Here is an 18348-nt window from a genome sequence, read left to right on the forward strand (position 1 = left end):
CCCGCTCCTTCAGGTGTTCCTGCTGGTGGGCTTCCTGCCCCACCTGGTTCAGGTGTTCCTGGCGGCGGCGTTCCTGCTCCTCCTGCTCCAGGTGTGCCCTGTTGTTTCGCATATCCTTGAAAACCAGTGCCTGGGGCTTGACCTTGAGGCTGCTGATCTTTTTTAGGTGATTGACGATTGCCAGAATCACGTTGACCCGGAGGTGGCCAGTCTGGTTGAGGACCTCTGCCGGTCTTACCATACGTATCAAATTTTTTGCCTTGCTCTATCTTTCCATAAACATAAGCCTTGTCGTATTCGGTTGTTTTTTCTAATTTCCTTTTCATTTCAGTACCAACTAGGCCATCTATACCAAGTCCATAATCATTCTGGTAATTGCGTACTGCCCAGTAAGTACCCCAACCAAAAACTCCATCAATTTTCCCTTTGTAATATCCAACATATTGCAATCTGGATTGGAGCTCTATCACATCGTCTCCTGTAGCCCCTCTCTGTATCACTTGAGGGCTAAAAGCCTCTGTTTGTATAGGAAAAATGGAAAACAATATAGTGATAACTATGAAGGTGATAGTACACTTTTTTAATCTGTCACTCTGTAGGATGTTAAACATGTAGAAATACCTCCTTTTCATTTTCCCTCGTAGTGGTATTTTTCTACCATCATTTATGATTTATACAAAAAAGGGAAAAGAATCTATAAAAGATTCTTTTCCCAGCTATTCGTGAAATTCATATTCACATTAGTTCTTCCGTTCTTACAGAAAAGTTATTTTCATTGTCACACAAACATCTTTTAAATCCAGTGTTAAGCTCCCCTTTGGGATCTTTCTTCCCACGTAAGGTAAACCTTTCTCCACAATCGTTACACACAATAAATACTTTTAAACGCTCTGACTTCATAACGCCTCCCATAATCAATGTTCTTCAATGATCATAGTATTACCACTCCAGCTTATTTTTAGAAGGGCGAATATGTGGATGAGGCATGCTGATCATGAGCCGCTTTTCTTACTTTATTTAATCCATACCACCATAAAGTCAGCATGAAAGGAATCATCAGCCATAACCAACGGCCACTCCCTATCACTAACAGATAGTTATATATGCCATGCAAAAAAATAGGAATGAACAGTGAATAGAGCAACCACTTCTTCTTCATTCTTTGCTCTGCGAACATGGCTTTTCCTATATAATATCCCATAATCACACCAAATAATGCATGACTTGAAACGGGGAGTAAGGCACGCATCAGAGCTTCCTGAACTCCATAAAACCATAGATACATCATGTTTTCAAGTGTGGCAAACCCAAGACTAACAGCTGTACTATAGATGATTCCATCATACCTTTCTTCCATTTCCACGTTAGGAATAGCAATAAAAAACAGGACAAACCATTTTAGAAACTCCTCAAGCATAGCAGCAATAAAAAATGATTGGGCAATGGGAGTTAGTTCTAATCCTTCTTTTAGTGTATATTGTAAAACCATCGTCGGAAACACAAGGAGGACACCGAATAAAAACACCCTTATAACCATCATAATGGGACCGTGATCATATTTCTTTTTTAAATAAAAAAAACTGAGTAAGGCGATACCCGGAGCGATTGCAGCCATAATGATATTAATCATTACCTTCCTCTTTTCTCCTCTTTTAGTTTCATGGTAACATGGTACTACCGTTTTGAAAATTAAAAATTTCGGAGGAACAAATGAAAAAAAAGATACTTGTTATTCATACAGGGGGTACTATTGCGATGAGCGAAGACGAGCAGACTGGCTCTGTCAAGCCTTCATCAACAAATCCTCTAAATGACGTCATACATATTTTAGAACCTCATGCAGATATTACTGTGGACAATTATGCCAATATCCCCTCTCCCCATATGACACCTCATATTATGTTTGAACTTGCCAAAAAAGTAGAAAGTCGATTAGCTGAACCTGCTTTAGATGGAGTTGTGCTGACTCATGGAACAGACACCCTTGAAGAAACTGCCTATGTGCTTGATCTGTTGATTCAGTCTGAAAAACCTATTATTATTACTGGAGCCATGAGAAGCAGTAATGAGATTGGCGCAGATGGCCCGCTAAATCTGCTACAATCCGTTAGAGTGGCTACAACCGAAGAAGCAAAAGGAAAAGGGGTCTTAGTTGTCTTTAACGATGAAATCCACACAGCCAAAAATGTGACAAAAACACATACAAGTAATATTAGCACCTTTCAATCACCACAATACGGCCCAATCGGGATGACAACAAAAAAAAGAGTCAGCTTTCACCACACTCCAATCGTACGAGATCATTATTGTGTAACAAAACTTGAGAAGAAAGTGATGCTGCTTAAAGCTTATGCAGGAATGGATAACGAATGGGTTGAATCTCTCGTCACCTATGGGTAGATGGACTTATTATCGAAGCATTTGGACAGGGAAACCTTCCTCCAAGTATTTTACCTGCTTTGACTAAATTAACTGAAAAAAAGGTTCCCATCGTTCTCGTTTCTCGCTGCTTTAATGGAATTGTAGAGAGTAATTATGATTATGCGGGAGGCGGAAAGCACTTAAAAAATATGGGCGTTCTTTTTTCCAATGGTCTAAACGGTCAAAAAGCACGTTTAAAACTTATGGTAGCCTTAGAAGTGACGTCTGACTTAGAAAAGCTTCAAGAGATTTTTGATCGCTAAAGTCTGACAGCAAAAATAAAGTAGCGTGATAAGAATGATTATCCTAGGAATATCGAACAAATCAGTCTTCATCACGCTTAATGTTTAGGTATATAGAATAGACTTCTAGCAGACGGAGTTCTTACTCCACCTGATGGTTAGAAGGATGTGTTTTTCCTCTAGACCCATCCTCTGAATCTTGATGCTTCGGCAGCTTTTCGTACCCCAACCATGTAGGCTGCTAGACGCATATCAATCTTCCTTGATTTAGCGGTTTGGTATACATTCTCAAACGATTTAACCAAAATATCTTCCAGCTTTCTTTCTACTTCCTCTTCTGACCAGTAGTAGCCCTGATTATTTTGAACCCACTCAAAGTATGAAACGGTGACTCCACCGGCACTTGCTAATACATCTGGAACAATGAGTACTCCTCTTTCTGTCAGAATCTTCGTTGCTTCATTGGTCGTTGGACCATTAGCTGCCTCAACGATGATATCTGCCTTAATTTGGTGAGCATTCTTTGCCGTTATTTGATTTTCTATAGCAGCAGGAACTAAGATATCACATTCAGATTCTAAGAGCTCCGCATTGGTAATTGTGTTTTTGAACAGCTTCGTTACTGTTCCAAAGGAATCACGACGATCTAATAGGTACTCGATATCAAGTCCATTAGGATCATAGAGTGCCGCATAAGCGTCCGAAATCCCGATAACATTGGCGCCAGCATCATGCATGAATTTAGCGAGGAAGCTCCCTGCATTTCCGAAGCCCTGAATAATGACACGCGCCCCTTTTAACTCAATGCCCTTCTTCTTTGCCGCTTCCCGTATGCAAATGGTTACTCCTTTTGCTGTTGCTGTTTCTCTTCCATGTGAGCCACCTAACACCAGAGGTTTTCCTGTAATAAAACCTGGAGAATCAAACTCTTTAATTCGACTATACTCATCCATCATCCAAGCCATGATCTGTGAATTTGTGAATACATCAGGTGCTGGAATATCCTTCGAAGGTCCCACAATTTGACTCACAGCACGAACATATCCCCTACTAAGACGCTCTAATTCACGAAAAGACATTTCACGTGGATCACAAATAATCCCGCCTTTTCCTCCTCCATAAGGCAAGTCAACAATTCCAGATTTTAAGCTCATCCATATTGATAACGCTTTCACTTCGTCCTCAGTTACATCAGGATGAAAACGAATCCCTCCCTTAGTGGGACCTACTGCATCATTATGTTGTGCTCTAAATCCAGTAAATATTTTGACAGACTCATCATCCATTCGTACCGGAATACGTACTGTCAGCATTCTTAGCGGTTCTTTCATTAGTTCATAAACTGACTCTGGATAACCCAGCTTATCTAAAGCCTCCCTGATAACAGCTTGCGTTGATTGGAGGACGTTTAGATTCTCCATTGTCTGATTTGACTCTTCATGTTTTTCTCCCATAACATTAACCACCTTTAATCTGATGTCCTTCATTCAGTGTTAGTATACACCCACCTGAAGGACACATGCAAAGATTTTTGTATTCAAATTACCTACAAGTTTTTGATAAAGTAGACTTTCTTCAGATGGAGTTTTTACTCCACCTGATGGTTTAAGCTTGATAAACAAAAAAAACTCTCTTTAACAAAGAGAGTTACCCTGCATTCCATATCATAATTCTATAATTTGAAGTGTTGACAAAGCACTTGAATCGCGTTATTTTCAATAATTTTATGACCATATTCGTCTAAAATGTACTTACTCAACATAGAAGGCTCAGCAAATTCAGATAATAACGCAATGGTTAATTCGTATTCGCTATCATCTAATATCAGATCCTCGAAAAGCAGAAAATAACGATCATTATATTGATATAGTTTGCCCTCCTCTTGCAGGAAGGAATTTAATTTATGGGCTAATTGAATGACATCTTCAAGTTCCTTAAAACAAAAAAGTACATCATCACTTTCATCAAGTGTCACTTCTAGTTCGTAGAAATCATCATGCTCCTCATGATCATCCTCAGAAGAGTCAAATGAACCTTTCCCTCTAGTGACTATGACGACCATTCCTTGTGCGGGTAAATTAAATACTTCAACGGCTACTGGACCTGACACTTCAAAATCTAATTCTTGGTATGCCTGATCCATCATATCGTTAAATAATTCATGTACTTTGGGAATGTCTTGCCACATATCCTCTTTGCTGATCCCCCGCTCAACCAAATCATCAAATGTAAGAAAGATCCTAATCTTGTCTGGATTAAGGCGTTCAAGTCTCATGAATGACCCTCCCTCGCCACTCAACTGGTACTTTACTATATGTTTGAACCAGTTGTTTGGTTAAAATAATCTATTCTATTATTATTACTTTATCATATTTGAAGTTATATGAAAATAAAAATGCATTTTGGTAATACTATCAATTATTTACATGAGCTTATCTTTGGCTTAATAAATTTTACATGGTACATTTAATATATTGATTTACAACTAAAACTTTTAAATTTTTGGGGTGATCGCCGTGAGAACTTATTCGAAATTCTTCTTCCTTTTCCTTGCTGTTGTTATGATAAGTGGTTGTACAACTAAACCCCTAGAGTCCCAAGATACTGAAGATAGGGTTCCTGTAAGGATCGAAGAAGCTATTCGTGGAACCTTTTCTCAACACGTAGAATTGGCTGGGCGGACGAAAAGCAGAATCGACTTCCCGATCATCGCTCCTTCTCCATTAATGGTAAAAGAAATCTATGTTCAAATTGGAGATGAGGTAAAAGAGGGGGCATCCCTTCTTCTGTTTGATGATGAAGAAGCTCAACAGCAATTAACAGAAGCCAGAAAGCAATTAGCCACTTTAGAAAAGAACGTTAAGGATCTCCAAGCTCTGCAACAACAAGCTTTGGAGCAAACAGAGCCATACAGCAAGAATCGGAGGAATCCGTAAGAAGGGCTCAAGCCTTAATAGAAGGCTCCCAAACTGGAGCTGTTACCATGCTTGATTTGCTGCAAGCAAGCACCCAATTACTTGTGAGGCAGAATCAAATGCAAAACCTGCCAGATATGAGTGCTCTTCAACCTGCTCAATTGGAATTACAGGTAGAACAGGCAAGAACTCAAATTCGTATGGCAGAGGAATCGATTCAAAGGCTAACCATCAAAGCTCCATTTGATGGCGTTATCACTCTCAGGAATATTGAAGCAAAAGGAGTCGCTGTCCCAAATTATCCTATATTGCAAATCTCTAATTTAGATCAAATTGTCATTGAACTACAGGTTGGCAGTACACAAATAGGACAGCTCCAGCAAGGACAAAAAGCTTCTGTTCTCATTGAAGGAGCCAATGAAGCCCTTGAAGCCTCCTTAGATTATTTATCTCCAGGAATTGGACCGCAAAGTCCCCTATATCAAGCACAAATCATCCTTGATAACCAAGAAAGAAGGCTCTTTCCTGGACAGTTAGCTACTGTTCAACTGGAAACCCTTGTTATGGAAGAGGCATTATTAATTCCTGTACAAGCTGTTTTTTTTGAGGATGAAAAATCCTTTGTCTATTTGGTTCAGGAGCAAAAAGCAGTAAAAAAAGAAGTTCAATTAGGGGAAAGAAATCAAAGCCATTATGTCGTATTAAGTGGACTTGATGAGCAGGATCCTGTGATTACCATGGGCCGTGAAAGATTAACTGAAGGACGTCTAGTCTACATTCAAAAGTGAGTTGATGAGTTATGAACCTAGCTAAATTATCCGTTTATCGTCCTGTAGCCATGTCAATGGTCATCTTTTTTATTCTAGTCATTGGTCTGGTTTCTCTTAATGGCCTAACTGTCGATTTATTTCCTGAGCTTGAATTTCCTATTGCGGCGATCACTGCCAGCTATCCAGGGATAGGACCTGAAGAAATTGAAGCTTTGATCGTTGGCCCCTTGGAAAATATCGTGGGAACCATTCCTAATGTTGAAAGTATTAACTCGACCTCGCGGCTTGGGGGAGCTTTGCTCATTGTCCAATTTGACTGGGGAACAGATATGAATTTTGCCACGTTACAAATCAGGGAACGTATCGATATGATTCGTGAAAGCCTCCCTAACGATGTTCCATTACCCATGGTGCTTAAATTTGATCCGCGAATGCTTCCTATCATTCAGTTGGCCATTTCAAGCCCCTCTTACGATATTGTAGAAACAAAAAGATTGGCTGAAAATAGGATCAAGCCTCGATTAGAGCCCTTGAATGGAATCGCAGCAGTCAATGTCGAAGGCGGCAGAGAAACAGAAATTCAACTTACCTTTGATCCTCGTTTGCTAAGAGAACATCAGCTTTCACTTCAAACGATTCAGCAGATCTTAGCGGGTGAAAACATTAATCTTCCTGGTGGACTCATCCATGACAACCAGTTAGACGTTCCCCTGCGAATCATAGGTCAATTTCAAAGCATTCAAGATATTGAGCAGATACAAGTTCCAACGGGCAAGGGAGAAATTATTCCACTATCCACTTTAGCCAAAATTGAAGAAACGTTCAAAGCAACAACCATGGTCAGCTTTTTAAATGGGGAGGATAGTGTTGGAATCACCATCCAGAAACAAACTGATGCCAATACCGTCAATGTCGCAAATCAAGTAAATAAAGTCATTGAAGAATTGAGAGCGGAATTACCTGCCGATGTGTCGATTGAACCCATATTCGATCAATCGTTATATATTAAGCAATCGATTCGGACCGTATCCATCAATATGCTTATTGGTAGCCTTTTAGCCGGAATTATTCTGTTTCTCTTTTTGCAGAATTTCCGTTCAACTCTTATTGTTGCCTTTGCGATCCCCATCTCTATTGTGACAACCTTTATTTTTATGTATTTTACCAATCAAACCCTTAACCTGCTTACGCTTGGGGGATTAGCACTAGGGGTTGGAATGATGGTAGATAATTCAATTGTCATCATTGAGAACATTTATCGCTATCGACAACAAGGAGCTTCGTTAAAAGAAGCGGCAGTCAAAGGAACGAGTGAGGTTGGACCCGCTGTTTTTGCCTCAACGATTACAACCGTCATTGTTTTTCTACCCATTCTCTTCGTCGAAGGATTGGCAGCACAATTATTTACTCCACTTGCTCTAAGTGTGACCTATGCTTTACTTGCTTCTCTATTCACATCATTAATTATCGTTCCCTTGCTCTCTTCAAAATTAATTTACATTGAAGAAGAGGAGAAAAGCTCTACTTTTCAAAAAGCCTATGAAGGAGTTCAAAATAAATATAAACAACTACTCGCTTGGGCTTTAAAAAACCCTAAAAAAGTAATTACAACCGTCGTACTCCTTTTTTTAACGAGCCTATCAGGAATCTTATTTATTGGTCGTGAATTCTTACCTGAACAAGATCAGAGTATTGTTTATCTTGATGTTCGCTTGCCTGTTGGAAGCTCATTGGATCATACGATAGAGCTCTCTCAAGAAGTAGACCAGCGGCTTAATCAAGTGCCTGAAATCAAAAATATCTATGTTAATGTTGGTGGAGCCGGGCAATTTCAGTTATCGGCTGGTTCACTAACCAACAGAGCGAATTATAATTTACAGCTCGTTCCTCTAGGTGAGCGAAATCGGTCAGACAAAGAAGTAGCTGAAGAAATTAGACACTTGCTCAATGACCTGCCAGATGTAAGAGTCAATGTTTCAACTGGTGATTCAGGCTTTGGCGGAAGTGCGATCCACTTGAGCGTACGAGGTCCTGATGTGAAAGTATTAGAATCTCTGGCACATGAAGTCACCTCGATCATTCAAAATGTTGAAGGAGTTCGTGAGCCAACAAGTGACTTCACGACAGGACAACGAGAAATTCAAGCCAAAATCAATCGAATGAAAGCAGCACAATATGGAATTTCTAGTATTCAGGTAGCCAGCATCATTAGAGAATCTCTAGAAGGAATGGTGGCATCCCGCCTGAGTCAAGGAGGAAATGAAATAGATATTAGACTTCTCTATACACCATCCGCTCAGGCACAGATGGATTATCTAAAATCTCTAGAAATCGCCTCTCCTTTAGGCATGAATGTTCCCTTAGAGGTGTTAGTTGATTTCACTGAGGAAATCAGTCCCCATTCGATTAAAAGAGTGAATCGAATAAGAGAAGTAGCTGTCAATGCACAGCTTTTGAATCGTGATCTTGGCTCTACAATCGATGAAATACGTGAAATTCTAGCGGCAGAGCTTCCACTTCCAAGTGGCTACAGTATTCATTTTGGAGGACAAAATGAACAAATGAATGATGCATTGATGAAGCTAACGGGAGCTGTACTACTAGCAATAGTATTGGTTTATATGGTCATGGCTGCTCAATTTGAATCCTATTTCTTTCCTTTTATCATTATGTTCGCTGTCCCTCTCACTGCGATAGGAATTATTAGCGGCTTACTGATTACCTTCCGCCCTGTAGGAGTTGGGTCTATGGTCGGAATCCTTGTCCTAACCGGAATTGTCGTCAATAATGCCATTGTCTTTATTGACTATGTCAATACCTTACGAAAGCAAGGATTGAATCGAGATGAAGCCCTATTAACAGCAGGTCCTATTCGTTTACGCCCAATTTTAATGACAACCTTGACCACTATCTTAGCTCTAGTGCCTTTGATGCTTGGATATGGGGAAGGTTCTGAAATTCAAGCCCCCATGGCTACCGTGATTATTTTTGGGCTTTCTTTTGCCACGTTAATCACCTTAGTCTTTATCCCTGTAGTCTATAAATTGTTAGATGAATGGAGAGAGAGAAGAAATGCGAAGAAAACAGCTATGGAGTAGAATCGGAGGGCTCCTCTTCATCATATGGAGCCTCTCCCTTCTATTTTCTCATCAGGAAATCTGGGTGCAGACCCATGCTACTGAAGAAAAGACTCCTCTTACTTATATTGCACTTGGTGACTCGCTGACAGCCGGGCTAGGCGCTTCCGAAGTCAATTATCTGCGTATGAATGCTTTTGTTCCGCAGTTGACAAAGCAACTGAGATTACATCGAGAAATATATGTCGAGAATCATGGGATTCCTGGGATCACTAGCTCTCAGCTTCAAATTTATTTACAGCAAGGAGCAGGAGTACAAGAAAAATTAAAAGAAGCTGATTTAATTACATTGACGATTGGCGGAAATGATCTCCTTCGACTCGTAAGGAGCAATAACCTACAAGCGGAAATAATCCAGAGTACCATTCAACAATATGGTCAAGAGCTACAGGGAATCTTTCAAACGATCCGTCAACAGAATAAGACTGTACCTATCTATGTCATGGATTTATACTCACCATATGATGCAGGTCACCCCCTGCATGAAATAGGTCAAGCTACAATCAGCATATATAATAAGGAGTTAGCCAAACAAGTATCTGCTTTTTCAAATATTCATATCGTTTCTGTCTATTCAGATTTCCTGGGAAAAGGGAATACTCTTACCCATATCGCTAAAAATGATATTCACCCCAATGACAGTGGATATAAGGTGATCCATCAGGCTTTTGCCAAAGCGCTCCATCTCGATCAAGAACTTAAGTAACGTTAAATGAAATACGCTCAACGAAGGAGATTTCAACATGATGAAAACGATACTGAACTTATGTTTTGTTTTACTTCTTTCGTTTGTTCTTATCTCCTGTACTGGTCAAAATGAAAACTCAACCAATGAAGAGGCTTCTCCTCTGCCTGCTATAAATGAAGAAACGGAGGATAGCACCGAACCTGTTTATGATTCGCTGGATCATGGTTTACCAAGTACAGAGAATCAGATAGAGCCTCCTCCAGCAGTAGAAGATGAGCCAGATCAACGGTTTAGAGTCGATCCAAAAACGTATATGATCCACCCTGTTCATGACACAGAAGACGCAAAAAGCTCAGACAAAAAATATGTTCTCTTAACATTTGATGACACACCTACAGCCAAAGCAACCACTCAAATTCTAGATACTCTTGATCAATACCAAGCAAAAGCACTTTTCTTTGTCAACGGGCATTATGCAGAGCCTCATCTAGATCTCCTAAAAGAGATAAAAGCGAGAGGACATCTGATTGGCAATCACACATGGTGGCATATCTACATTAGAAAAGAAAGTGAGGAGAAAGTACGCGAAGAAATTGTAGGACTTAATGACTTTTTAGAGAAACATTTAGGAGAGAAACCTAAATACTTTAGGCCTCCCTTTGGTCAAAATTCTGAGGTGTCCCTTCGTATCTTAAAAGAAGAAGGCATGCAGAGTATGAACTGGTCGAATGGTTCGCTGGACTGGGAATTAAAAGACCCTAAGGAAATAACGAAGCAAGTCCTCTCTAACATTAAAAACGGTGATAATATTCTCTTTCACGATAAACAAAGCACAGCTGATGCTTTAGGCAACATCTTAAAAGCCCTTCAAGAAGAAGGTTATCACTTCGTCTTACCTACAGAAGTGGTTTTACCAGAAAAATAAAGGAGCCTTCCATCAGATGAAGTTTTTACTCCTCCTGATGGTTCGGCTCCCTTATCAAGTTTACTTCTCCGATTTTGACCTTAAGGTCAGGATATGAAGCTCAGGAGGAGCTAAGAGTCTAAGAGGAAGATGAGAGGTACCTACTCCTTTACTGACAAATAAACTCATTTTCCCCTCATCGAGATGGTACTCACCTGAAACATATTTCGATACAACTGAATTTCTATGTCCTGTAATGGGACCGAAAAATGGGAGGCAGATCTGACCGCCATGAGTATGTCCGCTTAGAACTCCATGGATTTGGTCAGATTCTTTTATTTTCTCTACAATAATGGGGTTATGGGATAGAAGCAGTCGATAGCCCGGTTGTTCTACATCTGCTAAGGCTAAATGGAGCTTATCTCTGTTTTTCGATACATCATCTACTCCTACTAACCATAATCGATCTCCACCTGATTCGAAAGAAACCGCTCTATTATCTAATACCGTTACTTTCTTTTCACGCATAAGTAAATCTAATTCCCGATAATCTACTTGATAATCATGATTCCCCCAAACAAAATAGGTTAGACCAAGAGAAGTTAGGAACGAAATATGGTCCTCCACTTTCTGAAGTGGAACCCCCTTTTCCGTCAAATCTCCTCCAATAATAATCAAATCAACCTTTTCTTGTTTCAGTTCATCCCTAACCCATTGAGGCAGGACACGACTATGAAGATCACTAAGAAATAATACCTTTACTCCATCAAAGCCCTGGGGCCATTCTGGCAAATACAATTCTCGACGATCTATTTTAAGTGTTTTTGCTTCGTACCACATATAGATCAATAATCCAAATAGGAAAATACATACAATTGCAATCATTAATAACATCATATCACTCTTTCACGTAAGTCACTTCTTCCTTTCTCTTAGGTAAATAAGAAAGGAAGTCATAAATAGCCATCACACCCGATAAAATAAGCATCAAGTATGGAAAGTAAAGAAATACTTTGATATATAACAGAACCAATCCCCCGAGTAAGCAAAGGGTTCGTAGGGTATTCGCTTTAACAAAAAAGCTACTTTACATTCATAAATCATTTTTCGTAATAGATACGAAACCAAATAAATAAAAAAAATAAGAAATAAAAGCGATGTAAGATAGTGAAATGGCTTAAAAAGAATCGCGGACATTAAATCCGGCTTCATCCCAAGATCTAATGAATTGATAGTAGGCCAGACCCTCATTGAAAGTGTACCCAAAATCCAAGTAAAAAGTAACACTCCCCATTGCTTCCATAACTTCATATACGCCCCTCCCATGACCCTTTGTCCCTTACAGTCTATGAGAAAGGACAATCATTTAGCACTTTTAATCAAAGGCTACACCTCGTAACGAAGGAAACACTTCTTTTCGAACGAAATGAAAAACCTGATCCTGTACTAAAGGAGAATACCCCTTTTCACTTGGGTCAAAGTCCAGGGGGAGAAATTCGACTCTTTCCACATCATCAGCTAAAGGTACGGGATCGACACCTGATATTTTTGCCACATAGATATTTTTAGTGAAAGTATGGCGTTGACTCTCAAAAACTTTATAATATCCTACAAGCCAAATAGACGAGGCATAGCCACCTGTTTCCTCATATAATTCTCTCAGAGCCGCAGCAAGGGGACGTTCTCCTTGTTCTACCTTCCCACCAGGCCACTCTATTCCTCTTTCTTTATGTACGGTAAAAAGCCATTTGTCACTATACCAAGGCAAGACGACAACATGCCCTATAGTATCAAGCTCCTTTTCCGGATATAGTGTGAGTTCAATTTGATGATCATAGGCGCCTATAAACTGATAAAACTGTTTTTCACCAGTCAATTTTACATTCAATCCTACCCCTCTTTTCTGAATATGATCCATCAAAAAATCTAGTATGCGTATCAGACCGTAGTTTATTCATTTTAACACAATAAGACATAATTCTAAATTCAAAAACATAACCTCTACTAATTTTACTATGGACAAGGGGTCGTACAAAATGAGTGGAGAAATACTATTAGTCTTACTGATCATCATTGGTCTTATGGGGAATTCACCGATTATTTCCACTGCCGCAAGCTTATTGCTTATTTTCAAGTTAACATCCTTAGATCGTTTTTTTCCTACGATTGAACGCAGGGGATTAGAAATTGGATTGCTCTTCTTAACCATTGCTGTGCTTATTCCATTTGCCACTGACCAAATAAAATGGAAAGACATTCAACACTTATTTACATCTTGGTACGGAATTGTTGGACTCACTGGCGGTGCCTTAGCTACTTATCTCAATCAGAAAGGATTGCTTTTATTAAGAGTGGAGCCAGAAATGATTATCGGTTTAGTTATTGGCAGTATAGCTGGCATTATTTTTCTTCATGGTTTACCCGTAGGTCCTTTGATGGCAGCTGGAATCACTGCGATGTTTGTACAATTCTTTGGTCGAAGAAACAATGAGAAAAAAGAATAAAGTAGACTTCCATCTGATGGAGTTTTTACTCCACTTGATGGTTAGAACGTGACAAAAAAAAGAGCTGTGTTATTTCACACCAGCTCTCTCTACTATGTAAAGACTGATTATTTATCTGCGGTTAATACGGAATGGATTGAACACCATGAACGTTTAGAGAAATAAATGGGTAAAGCTTGTTCCTTGGCTTTTTGTTTAATTACCTTTGACAAGTTGTGATTGACATAATCCGTGAGCACAAGAACTGCATCCACATTTTCAGGAATCCCTCTCTTAACAGCTTGACACTTTCGACCACTAACATGCGATATTTTATTTATTCCAATAGTTGTTAGTTGTTCAACTATACTTCCCAAATGATCTGCTCCAACAATAAGTAAAGATTTCATATCCACCCTCCTTGATATCTATTGAAAACTATTCTCAATTAATATAATAAATGAAAATGATTATCAATGTCAATATATTAAGAGGATTTTTTTCATTTTTTTATACCCTTCTGCGATCCTTACAAACTATAATGGCAGCTCCTTCTTCATCAGTTTATTGTCTTGAATAAGCTGGTGTAATGTTTCTCGATTGGCTAGTACAACCCCAATAATAATGAGAAAAGCTCCCACCACTGTGGGAATACGAATGATCTCTTGCAGGAATACATACCCAATCACTAAGGCAATTAACGGAGATATATATAACCATGTCGACGGAAATACTGGATTCGTCTTCGAGATCAACCAATAATACAGACCATGTCCCATGATGGACCCCACTATAATTAAATAGACTATTGAACCTATGGCTCCACTTGATGTAAAGCTTTCAAGTCTAGGCGTTTCTACGATGAAAGATACCAGAAGCAGCATAAGTCCACCTACACACATCTGTACACCATTAATCAGAAAGGGAGATACTTGATTATATTCTTTCACTACCTCTCTTGATTTCACACTCCCTAATCCATAGAAAAATTCTCCAAACAAGATGAGAAGGCAAGAGAAAAACCACAAGTAGGAAGCTCCTCCTTGTAATCCAGGAAGCGAAATCAACAATACGCCCACTAGTCCAATGAGTAAAGCGATTGCTTGCTCCAATTTCACCTTCTGCTGTTCACGTCTGCTTTGAATCAAAAGAATCATCATAGGTCCTGTTGCTGATAGAACCGCTGCCAGACCAGAGGTTATGTACTGCTCCGCCCAATACAGAGTTGAGAACGTCATAAAAGTTAAACAAAACCCTATAAAAAGAACCTGCTTAGAGGCAAAAAGAAACACCCACTTTTTTCTTTGTACAGCAAAGAACAGAATGACCAAGAGACCTGCAATAAAAAAACGCAGACCCGCCGAAAAAAGTGGGGGTGCCCCCGCTTCTATTCCCACCTTAATGGCAAAAAACGTGGTACCAAAGATAAGACAGACCAACAAATAATTTATAATAATCATATTCATCCTCCTTACTAATTTGAAGTTGAAATGATTATATGGAAAACAGCTTATAACAGTATAATGGAGGGTATAACAGTGCATTCATTTTTTTGTTGCCATTTTGTCTAAAATCCGATTAACTAAGAGTGAACCATTCCTTAGATAAGGAGGCTGTGCCTATGAACCTCAACTTAAATCGACACCTACATACACCTCTCTACGAGCAGCTTTATACGCAGATTGTGAATCAGATCCTGACAGGTTTATTACAGGAAGGAGAAACTCTTCCCTCACTAAGAACCCTTTCTGAAGAACTGATGATTAGCTATTTAACTGTAAATAAAGCATATAAACGGTTAGAAGCCCAAGGTTATATAGAAATCAGACAAGGCAAAGGAGCCCAAGTGAGAACCAAGAAAGAAAAACAGAAAGCTCCCGTAAAGAAGTATGAATGGCAAAAAAACATACACTCAAATATCATGAGATCACAGTATTTCACTCATAGAAGAAGCTTTTTTTATGATTTCTCTCAAGCTGTCGTTTTTCCCGGACTTCTTCCTTCCTTCTTTCTTGCCGAAGAAACAAAGAAAATGATTGATAAAAACAAGGCAATTCTAACCACCTATGGTTCTGTACAAGGAGATGAGGAACTAAGGTTAGAAATCACAAAATATCTTAAGCACTTTCAACAAATTCAATTAGATCCGAAGCAATGTATCATCACTAGCGGGGTTCAACAAGGGATTAGTATGATCGCTCATGCTTTTTTAAAAGAAGGAGATGTCGTCGTTGTAGAGAGCCCATGTTATGGGGCAGCTATTGATGTCTTTCTAAATAAAGGACTACATATCATTCCTCTTCCACTAGATGAGAATGGACCACGCATGGATCTCCTTGAAGATATTTGCCAAAAACAAATTCCAAAGCTTGTCTATGTAAATCCTACATTTCAAAACCCAACAGGAATGGTCATGAGTAAAGAAAGGCGGATCGATCTTGTGGAGCTTGCTGAAATGTATCAATTTATTATTGTGGAGGATGACTCTTTTGGTGAAATCTACTTTGATCATCAGCCATTACCTCCTCCTATTAAACATTATGACTCTAATGGACACGTCATTTATCTAAAAGGCTTTAGTAAAACGTTGGCACCTGGGCTTCGCATGGGCTCCTTATTTGCAGATGGACATTTCTTCGATTTACTCTATTCAGCAAAAGCATGTACAGATATTGGAAGTCCACTGATGAATCAGAAAGTGTTACTCCCTTTGCTTCAGACCAAAAGGATGAGAGATCATCTAGAAAAGCTGAAAACAGCGCTTCAGTTGCGGAGAGATCGAATGATCGCTCATCTCATGCAAGATGTTCGTCAATCAATCAAGTTTCAAATCCCTAGAGGCGGATTTAATCTATGGCTCAGATTACCTGACGAAGTCGACACGATGGAACTATTGCATAGAGCCAACCTAGAATCTGTATCCTTTCTTCCAGGAGCTTTCTGCTTCCACAGCGTTCCCAAAGAGCAGCATATTCGACTTAGTTACTCTTTGGTCAGCGAACGAGATATGGAGGTAGGATTGAGCATATTAAGTACACAGATCAATTCAATGATTAGAAAAAGGAATTAGTACCCTTTATATTGCGGTTCTTCAAACTCAATTTGTTGTATTCTCGTTTCAAGCCCTTGAATCATATTCTCTAACCTATTTTCACAGTTCTTAAATTCTGCTTTAATATTCTGATCGGGATGATGCTCTGCATAGGTTTGAAGCGTTGCTTGCGCTCCTTTTAACGCCGCTAGAGTTTGTTTGATTTGTGATGCAACTGTCATTTAATTCAACTCCTTGTAAAATGATTTATTACTTGATCACCAAAATAAGTACAAGCAATAATAATGGGAATCTCTCCTATCCCGGTTGCGAGAACAAAAGAACCTAGGGAAATAATACTCTTCGCTGCGTAAAGGTTAATCATAGGCGGTGGGATCACGAAGGATAGCCTTCCTACAAGAACAAGTAGAAAGGTGCGATTTCCAATTTTGAGCAAGAGTTTATTAAGAGCCGTTTTGCTATTCTTGTTCCATTGCCATTGACTAAAGAAATACCTCGCTCCAATAAACATAAGAATTGAAGCAATGAGAGAACCAGACCAATTAATAAGGCTCCCAAGCATTAATCCATATTTCGCTCCCATCATTCCAGCAAACAGGGTAAAAGGCAGAACTGGGAATAGGGCTAAAAATGTAGCCAAAAGAAACATGATAGGTATAATCGTTGGATCCTCTGTTTCAATCCAAGCTAAGATTCCTTCCCTTCTGTAGTAGGCTGCAAACAATAATACACAATACAAGAACAGAACCAACCATTTCTTCATATCTCCTTGTATCCCTTCGTTTCCCCTCCACCATGATTTTTCTCATCAGGAGTCGATTCAAAAAATGGAAGAATGTCTTTCTGCTGTTTTTGGTATACCTTTTCTGCCATTTGAATGAGTTTTCTTACAGACGTCACGTCATCAAATGGAATTTCTTGATGCAGTTCTTGATTAATTCGCACATACTTTGAACCGCATAGTACCTGACATTGAGCAGAAATCGACTCCGAAGATAGATTGAGGGCTAAATCTAACAATTTGGGCGTTAATTTAAAAGGGTGAAATTGAAGAGGGAGCCAGCTTTGAATCCCCCACCCTTTTGCCTTTCTAGCAGGAAAACAAATCTCCTGTTCTCCTGTGCCAATAGAGAGCATCTGTATATCCGAGATTGTTTGACCGAATTGCACCATTGCCTCGGTTAAACAGAGTAAGGAAGGGTTATTAGCCCATAATCCACCATCTACAGCTAAAAATCTATGATCTGCTCGAATTGGAGGAAAGAAAATAGGAGCCGAACAAGAGGATAAGACCGCCTCCCATAAATAAATAGAGTGATCCTCTGGACTTTCATGAAAATAACCTGAACGAAATACATGGGTTTTTCCTTTTGAAATATTTACTGTTGGTATGACCAGTGGAATAGAAATATCGCCCAAGCGAATCTCTCCAAAAAAATCACGCAAGGCACTTTTGAGCCTTTTGTTCTTGTAAAAAGTTTGAAACAGAGCTAAGAACGATTGTTTATGAAAGATATCCTTTCCATGTATTTCATACATTTTCACTACATTCGACATGCTTTTTTCCAATGTTAAGGAAGCGGCAATTATAGCACCCGTACTTGTCCCAGCTAGGAGGTCAAAATGCTTGTGGATTGGTTCCTTTACTCTTTGCTCGATACATTGAAGGATTGTGGCTGGAAAGACCCCTCTAATTCCCCCTCCATCTATAGAAAGAACCTTCACCTATCTCATTC

18 protein-coding genes and 1 pseudogene are annotated in these 18348 nt (G+C 39.3%); 8 read left to right on the forward strand and 11 right to left on the reverse strand.

Features of this window, described 5'->3' with window-relative positions; genetic code table 11:
• A partial coding sequence (locus tag JCM10596_RS29230; RefSeq protein ID WP_199900142.1) for a peptidoglycan-binding protein occupies positions 1 to 611 on the reverse strand: 611 nt, incomplete at its 3' end.
• 347 nt (positions 612 to 958) lie between these two features.
• The gene (prsW, locus tag JCM10596_RS14180; protein ID WP_025027697.1) at positions 959 to 1630 is read right to left on the reverse strand and encodes a glutamic-type intramembrane protease PrsW; all 672 of its coding nucleotides are present in this window, start codon (positions 1628 to 1630) and stop codon (positions 959 to 961) included.
• Between the two features lie 80 nt (positions 1631 to 1710).
• On the opposite strand from prsW, the pseudogene JCM10596_RS25655 reads away from it, so the two are divergent.
• Positions 1711 to 2684, forward strand: a pseudogene (locus JCM10596_RS25655) (asparaginase).
• 158 nt (positions 2685 to 2842) lie between these two features.
• Here JCM10596_RS25655 and JCM10596_RS14190 read toward each other — a convergent pair.
• Both JCM10596_RS14190 and JCM10596_RS14195 read right to left on the reverse strand, forming a co-directional pair.
• Entirely contained in the window at positions 2843 to 4117 is a 1275-nt protein-coding gene (locus tag JCM10596_RS14190; RefSeq protein ID WP_025027698.1) for a Glu/Leu/Phe/Val family dehydrogenase, read from the reverse strand.
• A 218-nt stretch (positions 4118 to 4335) separates the two neighbouring features.
• On the reverse strand, positions 4336 to 4938 hold the full coding sequence (locus JCM10596_RS14195) for a genetic competence negative regulator (protein ID WP_025027699.1): 603 nt from the start codon (positions 4936 to 4938) through the stop codon (positions 4336 to 4338).
• Positions 4939 to 5179: 241 nt separating this feature from the next.
• Here JCM10596_RS14195 and JCM10596_RS14200 point away from each other — a divergent pair, with 241 nt between their 5' ends.
• Genes JCM10596_RS14200 through JCM10596_RS25660 form a run of 5 tightly spaced genes read left to right on the forward strand, consistent with a single transcriptional unit; the run spans position 5180 to position 11098 of the window.
• Entirely contained in the window at positions 5180 to 5599 is a 420-nt protein-coding gene (locus JCM10596_RS14200; protein WP_025027700.1) for an efflux RND transporter periplasmic adaptor subunit, read from the forward strand.
• Between the two features lie 47 nt (positions 5600 to 5646).
• Positions 5647 to 6366, forward strand: a complete 720-nt coding sequence (locus JCM10596_RS14205; protein ID WP_025027701.1) for an efflux RND transporter periplasmic adaptor subunit — start codon at positions 5647 to 5649, stop codon at positions 6364 to 6366.
• An 11-nt stretch (positions 6367 to 6377) separates the two neighbouring features.
• Positions 6378 to 9446: an efflux RND transporter permease subunit gene (locus tag JCM10596_RS14210; RefSeq protein ID WP_025027702.1), complete on the forward strand. Its 3069-nt coding sequence runs from the start codon at positions 6378 to 6380 to the stop codon at positions 9444 to 9446.
• Positions 9421 to 10191: a GDSL-type esterase/lipase family protein gene (locus tag JCM10596_RS14215; RefSeq protein ID WP_025027703.1), complete on the forward strand. Its 771-nt coding sequence runs from the start codon at positions 9421 to 9423 to the stop codon at positions 10189 to 10191. Before JCM10596_RS14210 ends, JCM10596_RS14215 begins: the two co-directional genes overlap by 26 nt.
• Before the next feature lie 37 nt (positions 10192 to 10228).
• A complete protein-coding gene (locus JCM10596_RS25660; RefSeq protein ID WP_025027704.1) occupies positions 10229 to 11098 on the forward strand; it encodes a polysaccharide deacetylase family protein in 870 nt (289 codons plus the stop codon).
• A gap of 60 nt (positions 11099 to 11158) precedes the next feature.
• Here the strand turns inward: JCM10596_RS25660 and JCM10596_RS14225 are convergent, their stop codons facing one another.
• Together JCM10596_RS14225 and JCM10596_RS14235 are read right to left on the reverse strand one after the other, a co-directional pair.
• Positions 11159 to 11971, reverse strand: coding sequence for a metallophosphoesterase (locus tag JCM10596_RS14225; RefSeq protein ID WP_034681388.1), 813 nt, complete (start codon positions 11969 to 11971; stop codon positions 11159 to 11161).
• Between the two features lie 481 nt (positions 11972 to 12452).
• Positions 12453 to 12965 (reverse strand): NUDIX domain-containing protein, encoded by a 513-nt coding sequence (locus JCM10596_RS14235; RefSeq protein ID WP_025027707.1) that lies wholly within the window; start codon positions 12963 to 12965, stop codon positions 12453 to 12455.
• Between the two features lie 148 nt (positions 12966 to 13113).
• On the opposite strand from JCM10596_RS14235, the gene JCM10596_RS14240 reads away from it, so the two are divergent.
• The gene (locus JCM10596_RS14240; RefSeq protein ID WP_025027708.1) at positions 13114 to 13581 is read left to right on the forward strand and encodes a DUF441 domain-containing protein; all 468 of its coding nucleotides are present in this window, start codon (positions 13114 to 13116) and stop codon (positions 13579 to 13581) included.
• Positions 13582 to 13688: 107 nt separating this feature from the next.
• Here the strand turns inward: JCM10596_RS14240 and JCM10596_RS14245 are convergent, their stop codons facing one another.
• Both JCM10596_RS14245 and JCM10596_RS14250 read right to left on the reverse strand, forming a co-directional pair.
• A complete protein-coding gene (locus tag JCM10596_RS14245) occupies positions 13689 to 13970 on the reverse strand; it encodes a DUF2325 domain-containing protein (protein WP_025027709.1) in 282 nt (93 codons plus the stop codon).
• A 126-nt stretch (positions 13971 to 14096) separates the two neighbouring features.
• Positions 14097 to 15020: a DMT family transporter gene (locus JCM10596_RS14250; RefSeq protein ID WP_025027710.1), complete on the reverse strand. Its 924-nt coding sequence runs from the start codon at positions 15018 to 15020 to the stop codon at positions 14097 to 14099.
• Positions 15021 to 15181: 161 nt separating this feature from the next.
• On the opposite strand from JCM10596_RS14250, the gene pdxR reads away from it, so the two are divergent.
• On the forward strand, positions 15182 to 16630 hold the full coding sequence (gene pdxR, locus JCM10596_RS14255) for a MocR-like pyridoxine biosynthesis transcription factor PdxR (RefSeq protein ID WP_025027711.1): 1449 nt from the start codon (positions 15182 to 15184) through the stop codon (positions 16628 to 16630).
• Here pdxR and JCM10596_RS14260 read toward each other — a convergent pair.
• The 3 genes from JCM10596_RS14260 to JCM10596_RS14270 are packed head-to-tail and all read right to left on the reverse strand — an operon-like array spanning position 16627 to position 18337.
• Positions 16627 to 16833 carry a DUF1657 domain-containing protein gene (locus JCM10596_RS14260; RefSeq protein WP_025027712.1) on the reverse strand — a complete coding sequence of 69 codons (207 nt, stop codon included), beginning with the start codon at positions 16831 to 16833 and terminating at the stop codon, positions 16627 to 16629. The genes pdxR and JCM10596_RS14260 overlap by 4 nt on opposite strands.
• A 5-nt stretch (positions 16834 to 16838) precedes the next feature.
• A complete protein-coding gene (locus JCM10596_RS14265) occupies positions 16839 to 17375 on the reverse strand; it encodes a TVP38/TMEM64 family protein (RefSeq protein ID WP_025027713.1) in 537 nt (178 codons plus the stop codon).
• A complete protein-coding gene (locus JCM10596_RS14270) occupies positions 17372 to 18337 on the reverse strand; it encodes a CBASS cGAMP-activated phospholipase (RefSeq protein ID WP_025027714.1) in 966 nt (321 codons plus the stop codon). The genes JCM10596_RS14265 and JCM10596_RS14270 overlap by 4 nt, the downstream gene beginning before the upstream one ends.
• Positions 18338 to 18348 lie beyond the last annotated feature (11 nt).

This window comes from Caldalkalibacillus mannanilyticus JCM 10596, assembly GCF_000615945.1.
Taxonomy (GTDB): domain Bacteria; phylum Bacillota; class Bacilli; order Caldalkalibacillales; family JCM-10596; genus Bacillus_AT; species Bacillus_AT mannanilyticus.